Origin of the sequence: Pseudomonas sp. NFX71 (assembly GCF_048079215.1) — a bacterium.
GTDB lineage: Bacteria > Pseudomonadota > Gammaproteobacteria > Pseudomonadales > Pseudomonadaceae > Aquipseudomonas > Aquipseudomonas fluorescens_B.
In genome coordinates this window covers 3266636-3289735 of the sequence record NZ_CP182230.1, presented here as the reverse complement: position 1 = coordinate 3289735, position 23100 = coordinate 3266636, and the positions used below count along the sequence as shown (strand labels likewise).

General features: G+C 58.8%; 19 protein-coding genes. 1 reads left to right on the top strand and 18 read right to left on the bottom strand.

Annotated elements, in window-relative coordinates; translation table 11 throughout:
* Window positions 1–15 precede the first annotated feature (15 nt).
* Entirely contained in the window at window positions 16–861 is an 846-nt protein-coding gene (gene fghA, locus ACM1ZW_RS15065) for an S-formylglutathione hydrolase (RefSeq protein WP_414879507.1), read from the bottom strand.
* Window positions 862–869: 8 nt separating this feature from the next.
* Entirely contained in the window at window positions 870–1982 is a 1113-nt protein-coding gene (locus ACM1ZW_RS15060; RefSeq protein WP_017336720.1) for an S-(hydroxymethyl)glutathione dehydrogenase/class III alcohol dehydrogenase, read from the bottom strand.
* 107 nt (window positions 1983–2089) lie between these two features.
* Between ACM1ZW_RS15060 and ACM1ZW_RS15055 the strand changes: the two genes are divergently transcribed.
* On the top strand, window positions 2090–2986 hold the full coding sequence (locus tag ACM1ZW_RS15055; protein WP_414879505.1) for a LysR substrate-binding domain-containing protein: 897 nt from the start codon (window positions 2090–2092) through the stop codon (window positions 2984–2986).
* Window positions 2987–3065: 79 nt separating this feature from the next.
* On the opposite strand, the gene ispD is transcribed toward ACM1ZW_RS15055, so the two are convergent.
* From ispD to rseP, 16 genes are all read right to left on the bottom strand, one after another.
* Window positions 3066–3773, bottom strand: coding sequence for a 2-C-methyl-D-erythritol 4-phosphate cytidylyltransferase (ispD, locus tag ACM1ZW_RS15050; protein WP_017336718.1), 708 nt, complete (start codon window positions 3771–3773; stop codon window positions 3066–3068).
* The gene (gene ftsB, locus ACM1ZW_RS15045) at window positions 3770–4048 is read right to left on the bottom strand and encodes a cell division protein FtsB (protein ID WP_008028992.1); all 279 of its coding nucleotides are present in this window, start codon (window positions 4046–4048) and stop codon (window positions 3770–3772) included. Before ftsB ends, ispD begins: the two co-directional genes overlap by 4 nt.
* 171 nt (window positions 4049–4219) lie before the next feature.
* Window positions 4220–5509 carry a phosphopyruvate hydratase gene (gene eno / locus ACM1ZW_RS15040; protein ID WP_008039408.1) on the bottom strand — a complete coding sequence of 430 codons (1290 nt, stop codon included), beginning with the start codon at window positions 5507–5509 and terminating at the stop codon, window positions 4220–4222.
* Between the two features lie 156 nt (window positions 5510–5665).
* Window positions 5666–6511, bottom strand: a complete 846-nt coding sequence (kdsA, locus tag ACM1ZW_RS15035) for a 3-deoxy-8-phosphooctulonate synthase (RefSeq protein WP_017336717.1) — start codon at window positions 6509–6511, stop codon at window positions 5666–5668.
* 5 nt (window positions 6512–6516) lie between these two features.
* Entirely contained in the window at window positions 6517–8148 is a 1632-nt protein-coding gene (locus ACM1ZW_RS15030; RefSeq protein WP_017336716.1) for a CTP synthase, read from the bottom strand.
* A gap of 274 nt (window positions 8149–8422) precedes the next feature.
* On the bottom strand, window positions 8423–9751 hold the full coding sequence (gene tilS / locus ACM1ZW_RS15025; protein ID WP_416740771.1) for a tRNA lysidine(34) synthetase TilS: 1329 nt from the start codon (window positions 9749–9751) through the stop codon (window positions 8423–8425).
* Between the two features lie 134 nt (window positions 9752–9885).
* Window positions 9886–10833 (bottom strand): acetyl-CoA carboxylase carboxyltransferase subunit alpha, encoded by a 948-nt coding sequence (locus ACM1ZW_RS15020; protein ID WP_084322283.1) that lies wholly within the window; start codon window positions 10831–10833, stop codon window positions 9886–9888.
* Between the two features lie 140 nt (window positions 10834–10973).
* Window positions 10974–14495, bottom strand: a complete 3522-nt coding sequence (dnaE, locus tag ACM1ZW_RS15015) for a DNA polymerase III subunit alpha (RefSeq protein ID WP_017336712.1) — start codon at window positions 14493–14495, stop codon at window positions 10974–10976.
* Window positions 14496–14571: 76 nt separating this feature from the next.
* Entirely contained in the window at window positions 14572–15198 is a 627-nt protein-coding gene (rnhB, locus tag ACM1ZW_RS15010) for a ribonuclease HII (protein ID WP_017336711.1), read from the bottom strand.
* 11 nt (window positions 15199–15209) lie between these two features.
* Window positions 15210–16340, bottom strand: coding sequence for a lipid-A-disaccharide synthase (gene lpxB, locus ACM1ZW_RS15005; protein WP_017336710.1), 1131 nt, complete (start codon window positions 16338–16340; stop codon window positions 15210–15212).
* Window positions 16341–16342: 2 nt separating this feature from the next.
* Window positions 16343–17119 carry an acyl-ACP--UDP-N-acetylglucosamine O-acyltransferase gene (gene lpxA / locus ACM1ZW_RS15000; protein ID WP_414884870.1) on the bottom strand — a complete coding sequence of 259 codons (777 nt, stop codon included), beginning with the start codon at window positions 17117–17119 and terminating at the stop codon, window positions 16343–16345.
* Entirely contained in the window at window positions 17116–17556 is a 441-nt protein-coding gene (gene fabZ / locus ACM1ZW_RS14995) for a 3-hydroxyacyl-ACP dehydratase FabZ (RefSeq protein WP_017336708.1), read from the bottom strand. Before fabZ ends, lpxA begins: the two co-directional genes overlap by 4 nt.
* Before the next feature lie 108 nt (window positions 17557–17664).
* Window positions 17665–18720 carry a UDP-3-O-(3-hydroxymyristoyl)glucosamine N-acyltransferase gene (lpxD, locus tag ACM1ZW_RS14990; protein ID WP_017336707.1) on the bottom strand — a complete coding sequence of 352 codons (1056 nt, stop codon included), beginning with the start codon at window positions 18718–18720 and terminating at the stop codon, window positions 17665–17667.
* Between the two features lie 3 nt (window positions 18721–18723).
* Window positions 18724–19227: an OmpH family outer membrane protein gene (locus ACM1ZW_RS14985; protein ID WP_007907155.1), complete on the bottom strand. Its 504-nt coding sequence runs from the start codon at window positions 19225–19227 to the stop codon at window positions 18724–18726.
* 45 nt (window positions 19228–19272) lie between these two features.
* Complete coding sequence (gene bamA, locus ACM1ZW_RS14980; RefSeq protein WP_017336706.1) at window positions 19273–21648, bottom strand: outer membrane protein assembly factor BamA; 2376 nt, start codon at window positions 21646–21648, stop codon at window positions 19273–19275.
* Between the two features lie 75 nt (window positions 21649–21723).
* Window positions 21724–23076, bottom strand: coding sequence for a sigma E protease regulator RseP (gene rseP, locus ACM1ZW_RS14975; RefSeq protein WP_017336705.1), 1353 nt, complete (start codon window positions 23074–23076; stop codon window positions 21724–21726).
* Window positions 23077–23100: the final 24 nt, after the last annotated feature.

Sequence of the window (23100 nt, the reverse complement as noted above, 5' to 3'; positions counted from 1 at the left end):
GTGATTCTACCTGCATTAGACGCCTAGGGCGCGTCCGTGATGTTGCAAGTGGTCGTCGATGAAGCTGGCGATGAAGAAATAGCTGTGGTCGTAGCCGGGTTGCAGGCGCAACGTCAGCGGATGACCGGCCAGCCTGGTTGCTTGTAGCAAGGCTTCTGGCTTGAGCTGGGTAGCCAGGAAATCATCACGATCCCCTTGGTCAACCAATAGCGGCAGCTTCTCCTCGGCCTCGGCGATCAACGCGCAGGCATCCCATTCGCGCCATTTCGAACGGTCTTCCCCCAGGTAACGGGAAAAGGCCTTCTGGCCCCAAGGGCAGTCCATCGGATTGTTGATTGGCGAAAACGCCGACACCGACTGATACCGACCCGGATTGCGCAATGCGCAGACAAGAGCGCCGTGGCCGCCCATGGAATGACCGCTGATGCCGCGCTTGTCCGAAGCAGGGAAATGAGCCTCGACCAATGCCGGCAATTCCTGCACGACATAGTCATGCATCCGATAGTGGCGCGACCACGGCTCCTGCGTGGCATTCAGATAAAACCCGGCGCCGAGACCGAAGTCCCAGGCGCCATCCGGGTCACCCGGCACATCAGGACCGCGTGGGCTGGTGTCCGGCGCAACGATGATCAGCCCGAGCTCCGCGGCCATGCGCAGGGCGCCGGCCTTTTGCATGAAGTTCTCGTCGGTGCAGGTCAGGCCGGACAACCAGTACAGCACCGGCAGTTTGCCGCCCTGCTCCGCTTGTGGCGGCAGGTACACAGCGAACACCATGTCGCAGCCCAGCACATCGGAGCGGTGCCGATAACGCTTGTGCCAGCCGCCGAAGCTTTTCTGACAGGAGATATTTTCCAGGCTCATGGCGGACCTCAGAAATGGATGACGGAACGGATGCTTTTTCCTTCATGCATCAGGTCGAAAGCCTTGTTGATATCTTCCAGGCCCATGGTGTGGGTGATGAACGTATCCAGCGGGATTTCGCCGGATTCAGCCATTTCGACATAGCTTGGCAATTCGGTGCGACCACGCACACCGCCGAACGCCGAACCGCGCCAGACGCGACCGGTGACCAACTGGAACGGACGGGTCGAAATTTCCTGGCCTGCACCGGCCACGCCGATGATCACCGACTCGCCCCAACCTTTGTGGCAGCACTCAAGTGCGGCGCGCATCAATTGGACGTTGCCGATGCATTCGAAGGAAAAGTCGACGCCGCCATCGGTCATGTCGACGATGACTTCCTGGATTGGGCGGTCGAAGTCTTTCGGGTTCACGCAGTCGGTTGCACCGAGCTGCTTGGCGATCTCGAATTTGGCCGGGTTGATGTCGATGGCAATGATCCGCGCCGCCTTGGCTTTTACTGCGCCGATCACCGCCGACAGACCGATGCCGCCGAGGCCGAAAATGGCCACGGTATCACCCGGTTTTACCTTGGCGGTGTTGAGCACCGCACCGATGCCGGTGGTGACGCCGCAACCCAGCAGACAGACTTTTTCCAGCGGAGCTTCTTTAGGAATTTTGGCGACGGAGATTTCCGGCAACACGGTGTACTCGGAGAACGTCGAGGTGCCCATGTAGTGGAAAATCGGCTGACCCTTGTAGGAAAAACGCGTAGTGCCATCTGGCATCAGACCTTTGCCCTGGGTCGCACGAATCGCCTGACACAGGTTGGTCTTGCCCGACAGGCAGAATTTGCACTGGCGGCATTCCGGGGTGTACAGCGGAATGACGTGATCGCCGACCGCCACGGAGGTCACGCCCTCGCCGACGGCTTCAACCACCGCGCCACCTTCGTGACCGAGGATCGACGGGAAGATACCTTCCGGATCAGCGCCCGACAGTGTGTACGCATCGGTATGGCAGACACCGGAGGCAACCACACGCAGCAAAACTTCACCGGCCTTGGGCATGGCGACATCGACTTCAACGATCTCGAGGGGTTTCTTGGCCTCGAAGGCAACGGCAGCGCGCGACTTGATCATGTGGATTCTCCAGTGAATAAAAACGAGACAGGGAGTGTAATACAGCGCTTTACGATGAATAATCAGGGCAAAAGCAAAACATTATTGCCATACAGGGATAATCCTCGATGTCCGAGAACCGTTGGGAAGGTATCGACGAATTCGTCGCCGTGGCCGAGTGCAGCCAGTTCACGGCTGCCGCAGAACGGCTTGGGGTTTCTTCTTCCCACATCAGTCGACAGATAGTACGCCTCGAAGAGCGCCTTCAGACGCGACTGCTGTACCGCAGCACCCGTCGCGTCACGCTGACCGAAGCGGGCCAGACCTTTTTGCAGCATTGCCAGCGTTTGCAGGACGGTCGTGAAGAAGCGCTAAGAGCGGTCGGCGACCTGACCAGCGAACCCAAAGGCATGCTGCGCATGACCTGCGCCGTGGCATACGGCGAACGGTTCATCGTGCCGCTGGTAACGCGATTCATGGGGATTTATCCGCAACTTCGAATCGATATCGAACTGAGCAACCGGCAACTGGACCTGGTGCATGAAGGCCTGGACCTGGCGATCCGCCTCGGCCGCCTTCAGGACTCGCGGCTGGTGGCAGCGCGACTGGCGCCGCGGCGCATGTATCTGTGCGCGTCGCCTTCCTACCTGGAACGGTACGGACGCCCACACAGCTTGTCGGAACTGAGCCGCCACAACTGCCTCATCGGCAGCTCGGATCTCTGGCAACTGGAACAGAACGGGCGGGAATTTTCCCAGCGCGTACAGGGAAACTGGCGCTGCAACAGTGGGCAAGCGGTACTGGATGCGGCGTTACAGGGTGTCGGGTTGTGTCAGTTGCCGGATTACTACGTGCTGGAATACCTGAAAAGCGGCGAACTGATTTCGCTGCTGGATGCCCACCAACCGCCGAACACTGCGGTTTGGGCGCTTTATCCACAGCAACGACACCTGTCGCCGAAGGTTCGCAAGTTGGTGGATTATTTGAAGGAAGGGTTGGCCGAGCGGCCGGAGTATCGGATTTAAGATCAAAAGAGCGCAGCCTGCCGCAGCTCCTGCATTGGAAATGCGGTCTGCTGTTGGAACTGCCGCAGGTTGCGATCTTTTAGCGACGATTAGCCCAGCGCTGCCGCAGCCAGTCGAGGTCTTCAGGCCGGGTGACCTTGAGATTATCGGCACGCCCTTCTATCAAGCGTGGCGCCAGCCCGGCCCATTCCATGGCCGAAGCCTCGTCGGTGATAACCGCGTCAGCCACCAGGCTGTCAGCCAATGCCCGATGCAGCGCACCCAGGCGAAACATCTGCGGCGTGTAAGCCTGCCAGATCACACTGCGATCCACGGTTTCAACGACACGCCCGAGTTTGTCGACCCGCTTCAGGGTATCGCGAGCCGGAACCGCCAGCAGTCCGCCGACCGGGTCGTCAGCCAGTTCAACCAGCAACTTGTCCAGATCATCACGACTCAGATTGGGCCGTGCAGCATCGTGCACCAACACCCAATCCTCATCGTCAGCGCCCTGCGCATGCAAATGCAGCAAGGCGTTGAGCACCGACCCGGAACGTTCGGCGCCGCCGTCAACCCGCTGTATACGCGAATCACCAGCGCACGCCAGATTCGGCCAATAAGGATCATCCACAGCAAGACTGACCACCAACCCCTTCAGGGAAGGATGATCAAGGAAACAACCAAGGCTGTGTTCGAGAATAGTGCGCCCGCCCAGTTGCAAGTATTGCTTGGGACGGTCCGCGGCCATACGGGCACCGACGCCCGCGGCAGGAATCACGGCCCAGAAGGCCGGTAACGGGGAATTCATTGAGCCAACTGGTAAAGGGTTTCACCGTCCTTGACCATGCCCAGCTCATGGCGAGCCCGCTCTTCAACGGTCTCCATGCCTTTTTTCAATTCACTGACTTCGGCGTCCATCACCCGATTGCGCTCAAGCAGCCCTTCGTTCTCAGCGTGTTGATCCGCGATCTGCTGAGTCAGCTCGGCCACTTGCGCAAGACTGCCATTACCCACCCACAGGCGGTATTGCAGGCCAGCCAGCAACAAGAGCAAGACGAGGAACAACCAATTGGGACTGCGCATCGAATATCAGGTATCCAGTGAAAAAAGACAGCCATGCCAAAACTTTGAAGTGTCTGATAGCACGAAGCCTGGAATCTCCAGGCTTGTGCTCTTAAGGCATCAGATTAGTGGCAAATCCGTCGCTGTCGCGACTTTTCCGACACAATCCGCTGACTTTTTACCCTCTACAGCTTAACCGCGGAACTCGCTGCGGCCGTTGTACTTGGCTTTGCCGTTCAACTGCTCTTCGATACGCAGCAGTTGGTTGTACTTGGAGACGCGATCGGAACGGCACAGTGAGCCGGTCTTGATCTGGCCAGCCGAAGTGCCCACAGCCAGGTCGGCAATGGTCGAATCTTCGGTTTCGCCGGAGCGGTGGGAGATCACCGCGGTGTAACCGGCAGCCTTGGCCATCTGGATGGCTTCCAGGGTTTCGGTCAGAGTGCCGATCTGGTTGAACTTGATCAGGATCGAGTTGGCGATCTTTTTATCGATGCCTTCTTTCAGGATCTTGGTGTTGGTCACGAACAGGTCGTCGCCTACCAGCTGGGTTTTCTCGCCGATCTTGTCGGTGAGGATTTTCCAGCCAGCCCAGTCGGACTCGTCCAGGCCATCTTCGATGGAGATGATCGGGTAACGCTCGGTCAGACCTTTGAGGTAGTCGGCGAACCCTTCAGCGGTGAACACCTGGCCTTCGCCGGACAGGTTGTACTTGCCGTCTTCGTAGAATTCGCTGGCCGCGCAGTCCAGTGCCAGGGTCACGTCGGTGCCCAGTTTGTAACCGGCGTTGGCCACCGCTTCGGAGATCACTTTCAAAGCATCTTCGTTGGACGCCAGGTTCGGCGCGAAACCACCTTCGTCACCTACGGCAGTGCTCAGGCCACGGGCCTTCAGTACGGCTTTGAGGTGATGGAAAATCTCGGTACCCATGCGCAGACCTTCCGAGAAAGACTTGGCGCCAACCGGCTGAACCATGAATTCCTGGATGTCGACGTTGTTATCGGCGTGCTCGCCACCGTTGATGATGTTCATCATCGGAACCGGCATCGAGTACACACCCGGGGTGCCGTTCAGGTTGGCGATGTGTGCGTACAGCGGCAGGTCCTGGTCCTGTGCTGCTGCCTTGGCCGCGGCCAGGGAAACGGCGAGGATCGCGTTGGCGCCCAGGGAACCTTTGTTTTCAGTGCCGTCGAGCTTGATCATCGCGTGATCGAGTGCTTTCTGGTCGCTTGGGTCAGTACCTTTCAACAGGTCGCGGATCGGACCGTTGATGTTGGCGACGGCTTTCAGAACGCCCTTGCCCAGGTAACGGCTCTTGTCGCCATCACGCAGCTCGAGCGCTTCACGCGAGCCAGTGGAAGCACCGGACGGCGCGCAAGCGCTGCCGATGATGCCGTTATCGAGAAGCACGTCCGCTTCCACGGTGGGGTTGCCACGGGAGTCGAGAACTTCACGACCTTTGATGTCGACGATTTTTGCCATTGTTGTAAACACTCCAAAGTTGACGAAAACGACGCAGCTGAAGGAAATCTTTTATCGCCGGCAAGTGATGTGCAACGGGCAGACTTGCGGACGACAAGGCTCAGGCCCAAGGGCCTGAGCAACAAATCGTGCGGTACTTTACCGGAGAAATGAGGATTACGCGGTTTCTACCGTCGGAAAACTCTTCACCAGTTCGTCCAAAGCTTTGAGCTGGGCCAGGAATGGCTCCAGTTTGTCCAGACGCAAGGCGCAAGGGCCGTCGCATTTGGCGTTGTCCGGGTCCGGGTGCGCTTCGAGGAACAGACCGGCCAATGACTGGCTCATGCCAGCCTTCGCCAGATCGAGGACCTGGGCGCGGCGACCGCCGGCGGAATCGGAGCGACCGCCGGGCATTTGCAGCGCGTGGGTCACGTCGAAGAACACCGGGTATTCGAACTGCTTCATGATGCCGAAGCCGAGCATGTCGACGACCAGGTTGTTGTAGCCGAAGCTCGAACCGCGCTCACAGAGGATCAACTGATCGTTACCCGCTTCCACGCACTTGTTCAGGATGTGTTTCATCTCCTGAGGCGCGAGGAACTGGGCTTTCTTGATGTTGATCACCGCACCGGTCCTGGCCATCGCGACCACGAGGTCGGTCTGGCGCGACAGGAAGGCCGGCAGCTGGATGATGTCGCAGACTTCAGCGACGACCGCGGCCTGCTCAGGCTCGTGGACGTCGGTGATGATCGGCACGCCGAAGGCTTGCTTGATGTCCTGGAAAATCCGCATGCCCTCTTCCAGGCCGGGGCCACGGTAAGAGGTCACGGAGGAACGGTTGGCCTTGTCGAAGCTGGCCTTGAACACGTAAGGGATACCGAGTTTCTCGGTAACCTTCACGTACTCTTCGCAGACCTGCATCGCCATGTCGCGGCTTTCCAGCACGTTCATGCCACCGAACAGCACCATTGGCTTGTCGTTGGCAATCTCGATTTCGCCTACGCGGATGATCTTCTGCGCCATAAGGTTCACGCCTTCTTCTGGTGTTGAGCCAAAGCTGCTTTGACGAAACCGCTGAACAACGGGTGACCGTCGCGTGGTGTCGAGGTGAACTCAGGGTGGAACTGGCAAGCGACGAACCATGGATGATCCGGCGCTTCAACCACTTCAACCAGCGCGCCATCACCGGAACGACCGGAGATTTTCAGGCCGGCTTCCATGATTTGCGGCAGCAGGTTGTTGTTCACTTCGTAGCGATGACGGTGACGCTCGACGATCACGTCCTTGCCATAGCAGTCGTGAACCAGGGAACCCGACTCCAGCAGGCAATCCTGCGCGCCAAGGCGCATGGTGCCGCCCAGATCGGATGTTTCGGTACGGGTTTCGACAGCACCGGTGGCATCTTCCCACTCGGTGATCAGACCCACGACCGGGTGACCGCTTGCACGATCGAACTCGGTGGAGTTGGCGTCTTTCCAGCCCATGACGTTACGAGCGAACTCGATCACGGCCACTTGCATGCCCAGGCAGATGCCGAGGTACGGAATCTTGTTTTCACGAGCGTACTGGACGGCGGTGATCTTGCCTTCCACGCCACGCAGACCGAAACCGCCAGGAACCAGGATCGCGTCGACGCCTTCCAGCAGCGCGGTGCCCTGGTTTTCGATGTCTTCGGAATCGATGTAGCGCAGGTTGACCTTGGTGCGGTTGCTGATGCCGGCGTGACTCATCGCTTCGATCAGCGACTTGTAGGCGTCCAGCAGCTCCATGTACTTGCCGACCATGGCGATGGTGACTTCGTGCTCAGGGTTGAGCTTGGCGTCGACCACGGCTTCCCACTCGGACAGATCCGCGCCGCCGCATTGCAGGCCGAAACGCTCGACGACGAAATCATCCAGGCCTTGCGAATGCAGGATGCCCGGGATCTTGTAGATGGTGTCGGCGTCTTCCAGCGCAATCACCGCACGTTCTTCAACGTTGGTGAACTGCGCGATCTTGCGACGCGAGGAGATGTCGATCGGGTGATCGGAGCGGCACACCAGCACATCAGGTTGCAGGCCGATGGAACGCAGTTCCTTGACCGAGTGCTGGGTTGGCTTGGTTTTGGTTTCGCCGGCGGTGGCGATGTACGGCACCAGTGTCAGGTGCATCAGCATCGCGCGCTTGGCACCGACTTCGAAACGCAGCTGACGGATGGCTTCGAGGAACGGCTGGGATTCGATGTCACCCACGGTGCCACCGATCTCGACCATCGCCACGTCGGCATCGCCGGCGCCCTTGATGATCCGGCGCTTGATTTCGTCGGTGATGTGGGGAATGACCTGGATGGTGGCGCCCAGGTAATCACCACGGCGCTCTTTGCGCAGGACGTGTTCGTAGACACGGCCGGTGGTGAAGTTGTTGTTCTGGGTCATGGTCGTGCGGATGAACCGCTCGTAGTGGCCCAGGTCCAGGTCGGTCTCGGCGCCGTCGTGGGTGACGAACACTTCACCGTGCTGGAACGGGCTCATGGTGCCCGGGTCGACGTTGATGTACGGATCCAGCTTCAGCATGGTGACCTTAAGTCCCCGCGCCTCCAGGATGGCCGCCAATGAAGCCGATGCAATGCCTTTCCCCAATGAAGAAACAACACCGCCCGTGACGAATATGTAGCGCGTCATGAAAAACCCTAGAAGTCTGCGTTAAAGCGGTCCGAGCCGCCGGGGAAAGCGAAGGAAGGCCGAAGCCCCCGATCACCTGCATTAATCACAGTGCACCTTTCAAAAAAACCGCCGCGTTGGGACAGACCGGGAGTTGAAACACCGGTACGTTGCTCGCTACACATTTTTTGGAATCGCCCAGCAAAGACTGCTTGGTAATCGGCAACTCCTGCAATTCAGGCGAATCCACAGAAGTTGTATCAAGAAGGGAGCGTAGTCTACCGGAAAGCCCCTTTCAGCTCAAACCTTGATCTTCGCTCGGTGGCTGCCAATGTAAATTCCAGCCGTCCTGCTCACTGCCATTCAAGCCCCGCAGGTTGGCTACCGCCAGCAATTGCTCGCCCCGGTACAGCAGCGGCAATCTGCCACGGACGAACCCTGGAACCCCGCGCTCATTGAGCAAGCGCTTCAGGTCCCGATGGCCGCGATCGGGCAGGCTCATGGCCTCGCCGCCCTCGCGATAGCGGATATGTAGCGGGCCTTCCGGGGGTTGCCCGGTGAACCTGAGTTCGCCGTTGCCAGGCAAAACCAACGCTTGCGAGGGATCAGTCCAGCTCCCGATGCCAAGTACAGGTCTCAGCCAATGACCGGATAACCACCAGAGGCGTCCGCCCGCCCGATGCAGCTCACCGTCCGCCAAACGCCAAATCGGACGAGCATCGCCGGTGGCATCACGCAAATCCTCCCAACCCGACCAGTGGTCACTGTCTGGCAGACGCGTCAGCGCGGCGAGCCAGTGACTCACTGCATTTCGCTGGCGAGCGGCCGACAGCTTTGCAATCGGCGACAGCTCAAGGGACGGCACACCCAGCCAATCGAATTCACCGACGGTGCGGGCATGCGCCAGATCGATTTGCGCCAACTCATCAAGCAATCCCCGGGCTTCACTCAGATGCGCAGCGCTGCGGGCCATGCTCGCCACGGCTTGAGGCCAACGCTTGGTCATGGCCGGCAACACCTGATGCCGCAGGTAATTGCGCGAGAATTGATGATCCTGGTTCGAAGGGTCTTCGATCCACCTCAATTGATGCTCGGTCGCGTAAGCCTCAAGCTCTGCGCGCGAAACATCGAGCAGCGGCCGCAGCAGATGCCCCCGACCCAACGGGCGTTGGCTCGGCACCCCCGACAAGCCTCTTACCCCGGCCCCACGCAGCAATCGGAACAACAGGGTTTCGGCCTGGTCATCGCGGTGTTGGGCGGTCAGTAGCACTTCGTTGGTTTGCGTGGCCTCGATAAACGCGCCATATCGCGCATCACGGGCTGCACGCTCGAGGCTGGCGCCGGGCCGAACCTGAACGTGAACGACCTGCAAAGGTACACCCAGCTCATCACAGACCGACTGGCAGTGTTCCGGCCACGCATCAGCCACAGCCTGGAGGCCGTGATGAATGTGTATGGCGTTGAGATCGGGGAGGATTTCGGTTTTTGCGAGACAGGCGAGAAGGTGCAGCAGGACGGTGGAATCAAGGCCGCCGCTGAAAGCGATGCGCCAAGCCGGGGCGTTGCGCCACGGTTTCAGATTCAGCAAAAGCCGGGAAGGCAAATCAATCGAGGGCCGATCCATATCTTTCCCTTTGCACAAATCAAATGTGGGAGCGAGCCTGCTCGCGATAGCGGTACAACAGCCAACAAATTTGTTGAATGTTAAACCCTCATCGCGAGCAGGCTCGCTCCCACATGGGGTACAGCGCAGTCAGGTCAGAGACCGTAGCTCATCAGACGCTCGTAACGACGGGCCAGCAGCGCTTCGTTATCAAACTTCTTCAACATCGCCAGCTGCGAGCTCAGCTCGGCACGGATCGATGCAGCGGCCGCAGCCGGATCACGATGAGCGCCGCCCAAAGGCTCGCCGATCACTTTATCCACGATGCCCAGGCCTTTCAGGCGCTCGGCAGTGATGCCCATGGCCTCAGCGGCATCCGGTGCTTTTTCTGCGGTTTTCCACAGAATCGAAGCACAGCCTTCCGGCGAGATCACCGCATAGGTCGAATACTGCAACATGTTCAGCTGATCGCACACACCGATGGCCAGTGCACCACCGGAACCACCTTCACCGATCACGGTGGCGATGATTGGGGTTTTCAGGCGGGCCATGACGCGCAGGTTCCAGGCGATCGCTTCGCTCTGGTTGCGCTCTTCAGCGTCGATGCCCGGGTAGGCGCCCGGCGTATCGATGAAGGTCAGGATCGGCATCTTGAAGCGTTCGGCCATTTCCATCAGGCGGCACGCCTTGCGGTAGCCTTCCGGACGCGGCATGCCGAAGTTGCGGCGAACCTTCTCGCGCACTTCGCGGCCTTTCTGGTGACCGATGATCATCACCGGCTGGTCATCCAGACGGGCCACGCCGCCAACGATGGCAGCGTCGTCGGAAAAGTGACGGTCGCCGTGCAGTTCGTCGAACTCGGTGAAGATGTGTTCGATGTAGTCCAGGGTGTATGGACGTTTCGGATGACGCGCCAGACGCGCGATCTGCCAGCTGGTCAGCTTGCCGAAGATATCCTCGGTCAGCGTGCTGCTTTTGTCCTGCAGGCGGGAGATCTCATCGCCGATATTCAGCGAATTGTCGTTACCGACCAAGCGCAACTCTTCGATCTTGGCTTGCAGGTCGGCGATCGGCTGTTCGAAATCTAGAAAATTCGGGTTCATAGGCGTCCGTCTAGGGTCGACGTCCAAGAGAGCTTGGGCCGGCCGGTTGTCTATTCGCGCCCTACCTTAAGGGACAGGCGCGTTCAGGTCGAGATTAAAAATTCAGGTCGAGATCAGGGCGTATGGAAGGCACCTGACCGTCAACGGTATTGGAGGAAGACGTTGTCTCGCCCGAACTGGTCACGCAGGGCTTGAATCAACGCATCCGCCGGGTCGATTCGCCAGGTCTCGCCGAACTGCAGCAAGGCCTTCGCATCGGGGCTCGTGTATTCCATGGTGATCGGGCATGCGCCGCGGTGACGCTTGAACAACTCACCCAGCCAGCGTAGCTGATCGCCTTTCAAATCCTTGGTCTGCAGCTTCAATCGCAGGCTTTCGGCCAGGTTGGTGCGCGCGTCCTCCATGCTCATCACCCGCTTGACCCGCAGGCGCAAACCGCCGGAGAAGTCGTCGTTGCTGACCTCGCCTTCGACCACCACCATCGCGTCAGTCTGCAACAGCGACTGCGCGGAATGGAACGCGTCGGCGAACAGCGAGGCTTCGATCCGGCCAGAACGATCGTCAAGGGTGATGAACCCCATCTTGTCACCCTTTTTGTTCTTCATCACCCGCAGGGCGATGATCATGCCTGCGACGGTCTGTGTATCACGAGCCGGCTTCAGGTCGATGATCCGCTGGCGGGCGAAACGGCGGATTTCGCCTTCGTATTCATCGATCGGGTGACCGGTCAGGTACAACCCCAGGGTGTCTTTCTCCCCTTTAAGGCGTTCCTTCAGGGTCAGCTCTTTCGCCTTGCGGTGATTGGCATAGACGTCCGCGTCCTCTTCTACGAACAGCCCGCCGAACAGGTCGGCGTGACCACTGTCGTGGGTGCGGGCGGTTTGTTCGGCGGCCTTGATCGCCCCTTCCATCGCATTCAGCAAGACCGCGCGGTTCTGGTCGATGCTCGCTTGATAGGCTTTCGGCTCGTCATGGAAACAGGGCCCCAGACGATCCAGCGCACCGCTTCGGATCAAACCATCCAGCGTGCGCTTGTTGATGCGCTTGAGGTCGACACGGGCGCAAAAATCGAACAGGTCCTTGAACGGCCCGTCCTGACGCGCCTCGGTGATCGCTTCCACCGGCCCTTCGCCCACACCCTTGATCGCGCCGAGGCCATAGATAATGCGGCCTTCGTCATTCACCGTGAACTTGAACTCCGAAGTATTCACATCCGGCGCGTCGAGACGCAGCTTCATGGTGCGAATTTCTTCGATCAAGGTCACGACCTTGTCGGTGTTGTGCATATCCGCCGACAGTACCGCGGCCATGAACGGCGCCGGGTAGTGCGTTTTCAGCCACGCGGTCTGGTACGAAACCAGGCCGTAAGCAGCGGAGTGGGATTTGTTGAAGCCATAACCGGCGAATTTCTCCACCAGGTCGAAAATGTTACCGGCGAGGTCAGCATCGATGTTGTTGGTGGCGCAACCCTCAATGAAACCACCGCGCTGCTTGGCCATTTCCTCGGGCTTTTTCTTACCCATGGCCCGACGCAGCATGTCCGCACCACCGAGGGTGTAACCGGCCATGACCTGGGCAATCTGCATCACCTGTTCCTGATACAGGATGATGCCGTAAGTCGGTGCCAATACCGGTTTCAGACCTTCGTACTGGTAGTCCGAGTGCGGGTACGCGAGTTCGGCGCGACCGTGCTTACGGTTGATAAAGTCGTCAACCATGCCCGATTGCAAAGGGCCCGGACGGAACAGGGCCACCAGTGCGATCAAGTCTTCCAGGCAGTCGGGCTTGAGCTTTTTGATCAGCTCTTTCATGCCGCGCGACTCGAGCTGGAACACCGCGGTGGTTTCAGCTTTTTGCAGCAGCTGGTAGGTCGGTTTGTCATCGAGCGGGATGAACGCAATGTCCAGCGGCGGCTCATCGACCTTGGCGCGGTCGCGGTTGATCGTTTTCAGCGCCCAGTCGATGACCGTCAGGGTCCGCAGGCCGAGGAAGTCGAACTTCACCAGGCCGGCAGCTTCAACGTCGTCCTTGTCGAACTGGGTCACCAGGCCGTCACCGGCCTCGTCGCAATAGATCGGCGAGAAGTCGGTCAGCTTGGTCGGTGCGATCACCACACCACCGGCGTGTTTGCCGACGTTACGCACGACCCCTTCGAGCTTGCGCGCCATTTCCCAGATTTCCGCGGCCTCTTCATCAACCTTGATGAAGTCGCGGAGGATTTCTTCCTGCTCGTAGGCTTTTTCCAGGGTCATGCCGACTTCGAACGGAATCATCTTCGACAGACGATCCGCCAGGCCGTAGGACTTGCCCTGCACCCGCGCCACGTCGCGGACCACAGCCTTGGCGGCCATGGAACCGAAGGTGATGATCTGACTTACCGCGTTGCGCCCGTACTTTTCGGCCACGTAGTCGATGACCCGGTCACGACCGTCCATGCAGAAGTCGACGTCGAAGTCGGGCATCGATACCCGTTCCGGGTTAAGGAAACGTTCGAACAGCAGGTCATATTCCAGCGGGTCGAGGTCGGTGATCTTCTGCACATAGGCCACCAGCGAACCGGCACCCGAACCACGGCCCGGACCTACCGGCACGCCGTTGCTCTTGGCCCACTGGATAAAGTCCATAACGATGAGGAAGTAACCGGGGAACCCCATCTGGATGATGATATCCAGCTCGAAATTCAGCCGGTCGACGTAGACCTGACGCTTGGCTTCGTAGTCTTCGGTGGTGTCCTTGGGCAGCAGAACGCTGAGGCGCTCTTCCAGGCCATCGAAGGACACCTTGCGGAAATACTCGTCGATGGTCATGCCATCGGGAATCGGGAAGTTGGGCAGGAAGTGCGTGCCCAGTTTCACTTCAATGTTGCAGCGCTTGGCGATCTCGACGGTGTTTTCCAGCGCCTCGGGAATGTCGCTGAACAGCTCGGCCATTTCCTCGGCGCTTTTGAGGTATTGCTGATCACTGTAATTCTTCGAACGCCGCGGATCGTCGAGGGCGCGGCCCTCACCGATGCAGACGCGGGTCTCGTGAGCGGCAAAGTCTTCCTGCTTGATGAAGCGCACGTCGTTGGTCGCGACCAGTGGCGCGCCGATCTTCTCCGCCAGGGCCACCGCGCCGTGCAACTGCTCTTCATCGTTGGGGCGATTGGTGCGCTGGATTTCCAGGTAAAAGCGATCCGGGAACACCTCCATCCACTCGCGCGCCAGATTTTCCGCTTCAGCCGGATTGCCGCTGAGCATGGCCAGGCCGATCTCGCCTTCTTTTGCCGCCGACAGCATGATCAAGCCTTCGCTGGCCTCGGCCACCCACTCGCGCTCGATGATGACCGAGCCATTGCGCTGGCCGTCGATGAAGCCGCGGGAGATCAGTTCAGTGAGGTTGCGATAGCCGACAGCGTTCATGGCCAGCAGGCTGATCCGGCTCAGGGCGTTGTCCGGATCCTTGTTCGACAGCCACAGGTCGGCGCCGCAGATCGGCTTGATACCTGCGCCCATGGCGGCTTTATAGAATTTGACCAGGGAACACATGTTGTTCTGGTCGGTGACCGCCACGGCAGGCATGTTCATGCCGACCAGGGTCTTGACCAGCGGTTTGATCCGCACCAGACCGTCGACCAGGGAATATTCAGTGTGCAGGCGTAGATGAACGAATGAAGCCGGCATAGTGATCCTGCGTTATGTCATGAAAACAACAAGGCCCGGATTGTACCGGGCCTTGGGAAAAACATCAGCCTTGCAACTAACTCTCGATCAGGCTTTCCCGAGCTTCATATGCCAACCGCACTGGAGCAAACGAGCGGCGGTGAATCGGGGTCGGGCCCAAGCGTGCCAGCGCTTCCAGATGAACGGGTGTCGGATAACCTTTGTGACCACCGATACCGTAACCCGGGTAAATCAATTCGAAGGCAGCCATCTCACGGTCGCGGCTGACCTTGGCAAGAATCGATGCCGCAGCGATGGCCGGAACCTTGCCGTCGCCCTGCACCACTGCTTCGGCGCGCATGGACAGTTTCGGGCAGCGGTTACCGTCGATCATCGCCAGTTTCGGTTGAATGTGCAGGCCTTCGATCGCGCGTTGCATGGCCAGCATGGTGGCATGAAGGATGTTCAACTCGTCGATTTCTTCGACTTCCGCGCGCGCGATGCACCAGCTCAAGGCTTTTTCGCAAATTTCGTCGTAGAGCTTTTCGCGGCGGGCTTCGGTGAGCTTCTTCGAATCGTTGAGACCGAGGATCGGACGGTTCGGATCGAGGATCACAGCCGCGGTTACCACGGCACCGCAGAGCGGGCCGCGACCGACTTCGTCAACACCGGCAACCAGATCTTCGACTTCAGCGACCAAGGTGAAATCCAGCCCCATTTGCATGCTTGTTTTACTCATTGTACTTGGCCGATCAGCTTCAGCACTGCATCTGCAGCCTGGTTGGAGGCATCCAGACGAAGGGTCCGGTGAATTTCATCAAAGCCGCGAGTCTGCTCTTCGCCACCTTCGATCAATGGCGACAGCGTCTGGGCCAGCGCTTCAACGGTCGCATCGTCCTGCAGCAACTCGGGCACCAACAGGCGCTGGGCCAACAGGTTCGGCAACGAGACGTAGGGACTCTTGACCATGCGTTTGAGAATCCAGAACGTCAGTGGCGCCAGACGATAGGCAACGACCATCGGCCGCTTGTACAACAAGGCCTCGAGGGTAGCCGTACCGGAGGCGATCAACACCGCGTCGCAGGCGGCCAGCGCCAGATGGGACTTGCCATCGAGCAGGGTCAGCGGCAGATCGCGACCGACGAGCAACTCTTCAAGCTGCGCACGTCGCTGAGGACTGGCGCAAGGCATGACGAACCGCACGCCAGGACGCAGGGCGCGCAGACGTTGGGCGGTATCGAGGAACAACGCCCCCAGACGCCCCACTTCACCGCCGCGACTGCCGGGCATCAGCGCGACCAACGGCCCGTCCGGCAGACCGAGCTCGGCCCGTGCAGCAGCGCGATCCGCTTCAAGCGGGATCGCATCGGCCAGGGAATGCCCGACAAACCGCACCGGCACGCCTTTCTCTTCATAGAATTTTGCTTCGAACGGAAACAGCGTCAGCATCAGGTCGCAACCTTCGCGAATCTTCAGCACCCGCTTCTGCCGCCACGCCCAGACCGACGGGCTGACGTAGTGCACGGTCTTGATTCCGGCCTGACGCAGCTTGAGTTCGATATTCAGGTTGAAGTCCGGGGCATCGATACCGATGAACACATCCGGCTTCTCGGCAATCAGGTCGGCGATCAGCTGCTTGCGGCGCTTGAGCAACTCGCGCAGCCGACCCAGCACTTCCACCAGGCCCATGACCGAGAGACGTTCCATCGGGAAATACGAGGTCAGGCCTTCGGCCTGCATCAGCGGACCACCGACACCGATGAACTCGACCGCCGGATGCTGTGCCTTGAGCGCACGCATGAGACCGGCGCCCAGAATGTCACCGGAAGCCTCACCCGCCACCAGCGCAATACGCAGATTAGCCATGATTAACGCGTGATGCCGCGGGTCGAAGACTGGATGGAATCACGGAACACCGCGACTTCCGGAAACTGCGCCGAAGGTTCGGCCAGTTCGGCGAGCGCCTGCTCGACGGTCAGGCCCTGGCGGTAAACCACCTTGTAGGCACGACGCAGGGCGTGGATCGCGTCTTCGCTGAAACCACGGCGACGCATGCCTTCGAAGTTCATGCTACGGGCTTCGGCCGGGTTGCCGAACACCGTGACGTAGGCGGGAACGTCCTTGCCAATGGCGGTACCCATGCCGGAAAAGCTGTGGGCGCCAATGTGGCAATACTGGTGAACCAGGGTAAAGCCGGACAGGATCGCCCAGTCTTCAACGTGCACATGGCCAGCCAACGCAGTGTTGTTGACGAGGATGCAGTGGTTACCGATGACACTGTCGTGGCCGATGTGGGCATAGGCCATGATCAGGTTGTGATCGCCCAGGGTCGTTTCCGAACGGTCCTGAATGGTCCCGCGATGAATCGTCACGCCTTCACGGATGACGTTATGGTCACCGATGACCAGACGGGTTTCTTCGCCTTTGTATTTCAGATCGGGCGTGTCCTCACCTACCGAAGAAAACTGGTAAATGCGGTTGTGCTTACCGATTCGGGTCGGGCCCTTGAGAATCACATGCGGCCCGATCACTGTCCCCTCGCCGATTTCCACACCTGCGCCGACGATCGACCATGGGCCGACCTCGACACCTTCAGCCAGAACGGCCGTCGGATCGATGATTGCGCGAGGGTCAATCAAACTCATAGTTTGCGTTCCGCGCAGATGATTTCAGCGGAGCAGACTGGCTTGCCATCGACCGAAGCCTGGCACTCGAACTTCCAGATCTGACGCTTGCAGCTGATGAAACGGGCTTCGAGGATCAATTGATCGCCTGGAGTGACGGGCTGGCGAAAACGCAGCTTGTCGGAGCCGACGAAGTAGTAGAGCGTGCCGTCGGCAGGCTTCACGTCGAGCATTTTGAAACCAAGGATACCGGCAGCCTGAGCCATCGCTTCGATGATCAGTACGCCCGGCATGATTGGATGCGCGGGGAAGTGACCATTGAAGAACGGTTCGTTGATGCTGACATTCTTGTAGGCGCGAATGCGCTTGCCTTCCACGTCCAGTTCCACGACCCGGTCCACCAGCAGGAACGGGTAACGGTGAGGCAGGTATTCGCGAATCTCGTTGATGTCCATCATTTCGGGGGGAAGCCTATGTAAAGATTGGAAACGCGCGACTGACGCGCGTTCCTCTAGCAAATCAAGGAGGCAGTCTAGCGGCTGTGCACACTTGATATGGAAATGGTATCAGCCATCTGATGAAGCATTACCGTCAGGGGTCACTTCCCCTGTCCGCTTTTCCAGCTGTCGCAGCCGCCGCGCGATGTCATCGAGCTGACGGATACGTGCCGCGCTTTTGCGCCATTCGGCAGCCGGTTGCATGGCCGTACCGGAAGAGTAGGAGCCCGGCTCGGTAATCGAGTGGGTCACCATGGTCATCCCAGTGATGAAAACCTTGTCGCAAATTTCGATATGCCCCACCAGCCCGACGCCACCGGCGAGCATGCAATGCTTGCCGATCTTGGTGCTGCCGGAGATCCCCACGCACGCGGCCATGGCGGTGTGATCACCGATCTGGACGTTGTGAGCGATCTGAATCTGATTGTCGAGCTTGACGCCATTACCAATGACGGTATCGGCCAGCGCACCGCGGTCGATGGCGGTATTCACGCCAATCTCCACATCGTCACCGACCAGAACACCACCGATCTGGGCGATTTTCTGCCAGATGCCTTTCTCGTTGGCGAAACCGAAACCTTCGCCACCCAGTACCGCACCGGATTGAATCACCACCCGCTTGCCGATACGCACGTCGTGATACAGCGTGACGCGCGGTGCAAGCCAGCCACCTTCGCCAATGACACTACGAGCGCCGATGAAGCAGTGCGCGCCGATGGTTGTCCCGGCATCAATTCGCGCCCCGCTTTCGATGACCACAAATGCACCGATACTCGCCGCCGGATCGACCACCGCGTCCTCTGCCACTACCGCTGTCGGATGAATACCGGCAGCCGCCTTGGGCTTGGGATCGAAGAGGTGGGAAATGCGTGCATAAGCAAGATACGGGTCGGGCACGATCAGCGCCTCACCGGAAAAACCTTCTGCGTCAGCGGCTTTCAGCAACAAGGCTGCAGCCCGGCTATCGGCCAGGTATTTACGGTATTGAGGATTTGCCAGAAAGCTCAACTGAGCTGGGCCAGCCTCTTGCAAAGTGGCCAGCCCAGTTATTTCCTTCTCCGGGTCGCCACGCAGGGTGGCGCCGAGGAACTCGGCCAACTGGCCGAGTTTTATGGTCGCTGTCATGGATTACTTCAGCTGATTCATGCGCTCGATAACCTGGCGAGTGATGTCGTACTGAGGCTTGACATCAATCACTGCGCCACGCTCGAAGACCAGGTCAAAAGCACCTTTCTTGATGACTTCTTCCACAGCACTGTCCAGTTTCGGCTTGAGCTGCTTCAGCATTTCACGGTCAGCAACGGCTTTGGCTTCGTTCAGCTCCTTGGACTGGAACTGGAAGTCACGGGCCTTTTGCTTGAATTCAAGTTCCAGGCGCTCACGCTCGCCTTGCTGCATCTTGTCGCCGCCCGCCATCAGACGGTCCTGAATGCCCTTGGCGCTGCTTTCCAGCGACTTGAGTTTGGTCAGCTGCGGACCGAACTTTTTCTCGGCATCCACGGCGTATTTCTTGGCCGCGTCGGATTCCAGCAGAGCCATCTGATAGTTCAGAACGGCGATTTTCATGTCGGCAAAAGCCGGACCTGCTACCAGTACGGTCGCCAGGAGAACCAATTGAGTCAACTTACGCACGATGCACTCCTACAAAATCCATTGTCGTTATCTTGGGTCAGACGCTTAGAACGTCTGGCCGAGGGAGAATTGGAACACTTGAGTTTCAGCCTCATCCGGTTTCTTGATCGGCATGGCCAACGCGAAACTCAGAGGACCCAGCGCGGTAACCCATGTCACACCCACACCGACAGAGCTAGCCATGTTGCTCAGGCTGATGTCGTTGCACTTGGTGTTGGACGACGAACCGTTCGCATTGGTGGTGTCTTTGCACGTTGAGTCGAAAACGTTACCCACATCCCAGAATACCGAGGTGCGCAGGGAGCGCTGATCTTTTACGAACGGCAGAGGGAACAGGACCTCTACCCCGCCCTGGATCAAGACGTTACCACCGAACGGCAGCGGATCCTGGTCCGGATCAAGTGCCGTACCCGGGTTGGTGCCGCGGCTCGGCGTACTGCGAGGACCCAAGGTGCTGTCCTTGAAACCACGAACCGAGTTGAAACCACCAGCATAGTAGTTTTCATAGAACGGCAAGCCATCGGTCGAACCGTAGCCATCGCCATAACCCAGCTCGGTATGCAGGCGCATGGTGTAGTTTTCGGTCAGTGGCTGGAACAACTGGCCACGGTAATCGAGTTTGAAGAACGACAGGTCGCTGCCCGGCGTCGTGGTTTCCAGCACCAGGCTTTGGGAATGACCACGTGTCGCCAGTACGCCCTTGTTCAGGGTCGATTCCGACCAACCGGCCGAAGCCTTGAAGTTCAGGTAGTTGTCGCCTTCCTTGTTAACGAAGTCGAAGATCTCGTCAACGGTGTACAGGCCAGTCTTGATCTTGTCCTGTTGCGCAGTCAGGCCGAAGGTCAGGCGCGACGTTTCGCTGATCGGGTAGCCGACGCTCACGCCCGCACCCAGGCTGTCCACGGCATAGCTGGCTACGTCGACGTCGAGGTCTTTGTAGTCAGTGGTGCGATAGAACGCGTTGTAACCCAGGCTCACGCCATCAGCAGTCCAGTACGGGTCGACATAACCGAAGTTATAGCGGCTCTGGTATTCGCTGCGGGTCAAGCCGACGCTGACCTTGTTACCCGTACCCAGGAAGTTGTTCTGGGTGATCGAACCACCGAGGATCAGACCGGCACTCTGTGCGAAGCCGACGCTGGCGGTAATCGAACCGGAAGCTTGTTCTTCAACGCTGTAGTTCACGTCAACCTGGTCATCGACACCCGGTACAGCAGGGGTTTCGACGTTCACTTCTTTAAAGAAGCCGAGACGCTCAAGACGGGTCTTGGACTGGTCGATCAGGTAAGTCGAAGCCCAGCCACCTTCCATCTGACGCATTTCACGGCGCAGCACTTCGTCTTCGGACTTGGTGTTGCCTCGGAAATTGATGCGGTTGACGTAGGCACGCTTGCCCGGATCGACGGCGAACGTGATATCGACGGTGTGGTCTTCATCATGCGGCTGAGGCACGCCGTTGACGTTGGCGAAGGTGTAGCCCTCGTTACCCAGACGGCGGGTGATCAGTTCGGAGGTGGTGGTCATCAGCTTGCGCGAGAACACCTGGCCTTTCTGAACCAGCAGCAACGACTTGACCTGGTCCTCAGGGACTTTCAGGTCGCCGCTCAGCTTGACGTCACGAACGGTGTACTTCTCGCCTTCGTTGACGTTGACGGTGATGTAGACGTGCTTCTTGTCCGGCGTAATGGACACCTGGGTCGAAGCGATATCCATGTTGATGTAGCCACGGTCCAGGTAGTAGGAACGCAGACGTTCCAGGTCACCGGAAAGTTTTTCACGAGCGTACTTGTCGTCGTTCTTGAAGAACGACAACCAGTTGGTGGTCTTGAGTTCGAACAGGTCGATCAGGTCTTCGTCAGGAAAGACCGTGTTACCCACCACGTTGATGTGCTGGATAGCAGCGACGGTGCCTTCGTTGATATTGACCTTCAGGCCGACGCGGTTGCGCGGCTGCGGCACCACTTCGGTGTCGACGGTAGCCGAGTAGCGACCCTGCGCGACATATTGGCGCTGCAGTTCGTTACGTACACCTTCAAGGGTGGCACGCTGGAAGATCTCGCCTTCGGCCAGACCGGACTGTTTGAGGCCTTTCATCAGGTCTTCAGTGGAGATCGCCTTGTTACCTTCGATCTCGATACTGGCGACTGACGGGCGCTCGACTACCGTGATGACCAGGACGTTGCCATCGCGGCCCAGCTGGATATCTTGAAAGAACCCGGTTTTGAACAGCGCACGAGTGGATTCCACCAGGCGACGATCATCCGCCTGTTCACCGACGTTCAACGGCAAGGCACCAAAGACGCTACCCGCGGAGACCCGCTGGAGGCCATTGACGCGAATATCAGAGATAGTGAAGGACTCGGCGTGAACTTCGGCGATCATCAATACGGTGAGAACCGCAGTTAGCAGCAGACGTTTCATGAAGTCCTTTCTTATTCCAACTGGCAATAAACAAACTGCCGCAAAATGCGGCAGATTCGCAATATCAGCGAAGTGTTACAGACGGCCCAAATCATTGACCAGAGCAAGCAACATCACCCCGACCACCAAACTGATGCCGATCTGTATCCCCCAACCCTGCACCCGATCCGACAAGGGACGACCACGCGCCCACTCGATCAGATAAAACAACAAATGCCCCCCATCCAGTACAGGAATGGGCAACAAATTCAGAACCCCCAGGCTAATACTCAGATAAGCAAGGAAATTCAGGAAATCAGCGACGCCCGACTGGGCAGAAGCGCCCGCCACTTTAGCAATGGTTATCGGTCCACTCAAGTTTTTTACCGAGAGCTCACCGAACAACATTTTCTTGAGTGAATCGAGGGTCAGTACGCTCATGGTCCAAGTGCGTCGAGCCCCCTCGCCAATCGCAGCCAAAGGACCGTAACTGACCTCGCGAATCATCTCCGGTGGCCAATCGATCGCTTTCACCCCAGCCCCCAGATAACCGCTGGGGGCTTTCTTCTCGCCACGAGCGGCCAGCGTCACGGGGACGTCGATTTGAGCACCATCGCGCTCGATGCGCAGCATGATTTTGGTATCTGGTTGCGTACGAACGGTATCGACCACCTGCTGCCAGTCATCCAGCGCCTTGCCATCAAGCGCCAACAACCGGTCACCGGTTTTCAGGCCCGCTGCCTGCGCCGGACCTTTCGGGTCAAGCTCGGCCAGCACTGGCGGCAACGCCGGACGCCAAGGACGAATACCCAACGAGCGAATCGGATCCGGCTCATCCGCGCCCTTGAGCCATTTATCCAGGACCAGTTCACGAGGCGAATCCGCTGTGGACCCCTGATCGCGCACCAGCACCTGCAGCGAACCGCTCTCACCCAGACGACGAACCAGCTGCAGATTGACCGCACCCCAACCCGACGTTGGCTCACCATCGATGGCGACAATTTCCTGACCCGGGCTCAAACCGGCCTTGGCCGCGATACTGCCGGACTCTACGGCACCGATGACAGGCCGCACCTGCTCGCTGCCGAGCATCGCGAGCACCCAGAAAAAAATCATCGCCAGTAAAAAGTTGGCAATCGGCCCCGCCGACACGATTGCGATGCGCTGACGGACGGATTTGCGATTGAAGGACTGATCGAGCTGATCGGCCGGCACTTCGCCTTCGCGCTCGTCGAGCATTTTCACGTAGCCACCCAGCGGAATCGCGGCGACGACGAACTCAGTGCCTTTCTTGTCGTGCCAGCGCAGCAACGGCATGCCGAAGCCCACGGAGAAGCGCAGCACTTTGACCCCACAGCGACGCGCGACCCAGAAATGGCCGAATTCGTGGAAGGTGACCAGCACGCCCAGGGCTACCAGGGTGCCGACAATCATATAGAGCGCGCTCATCTACTTTCTCCGCAATCCTATCCA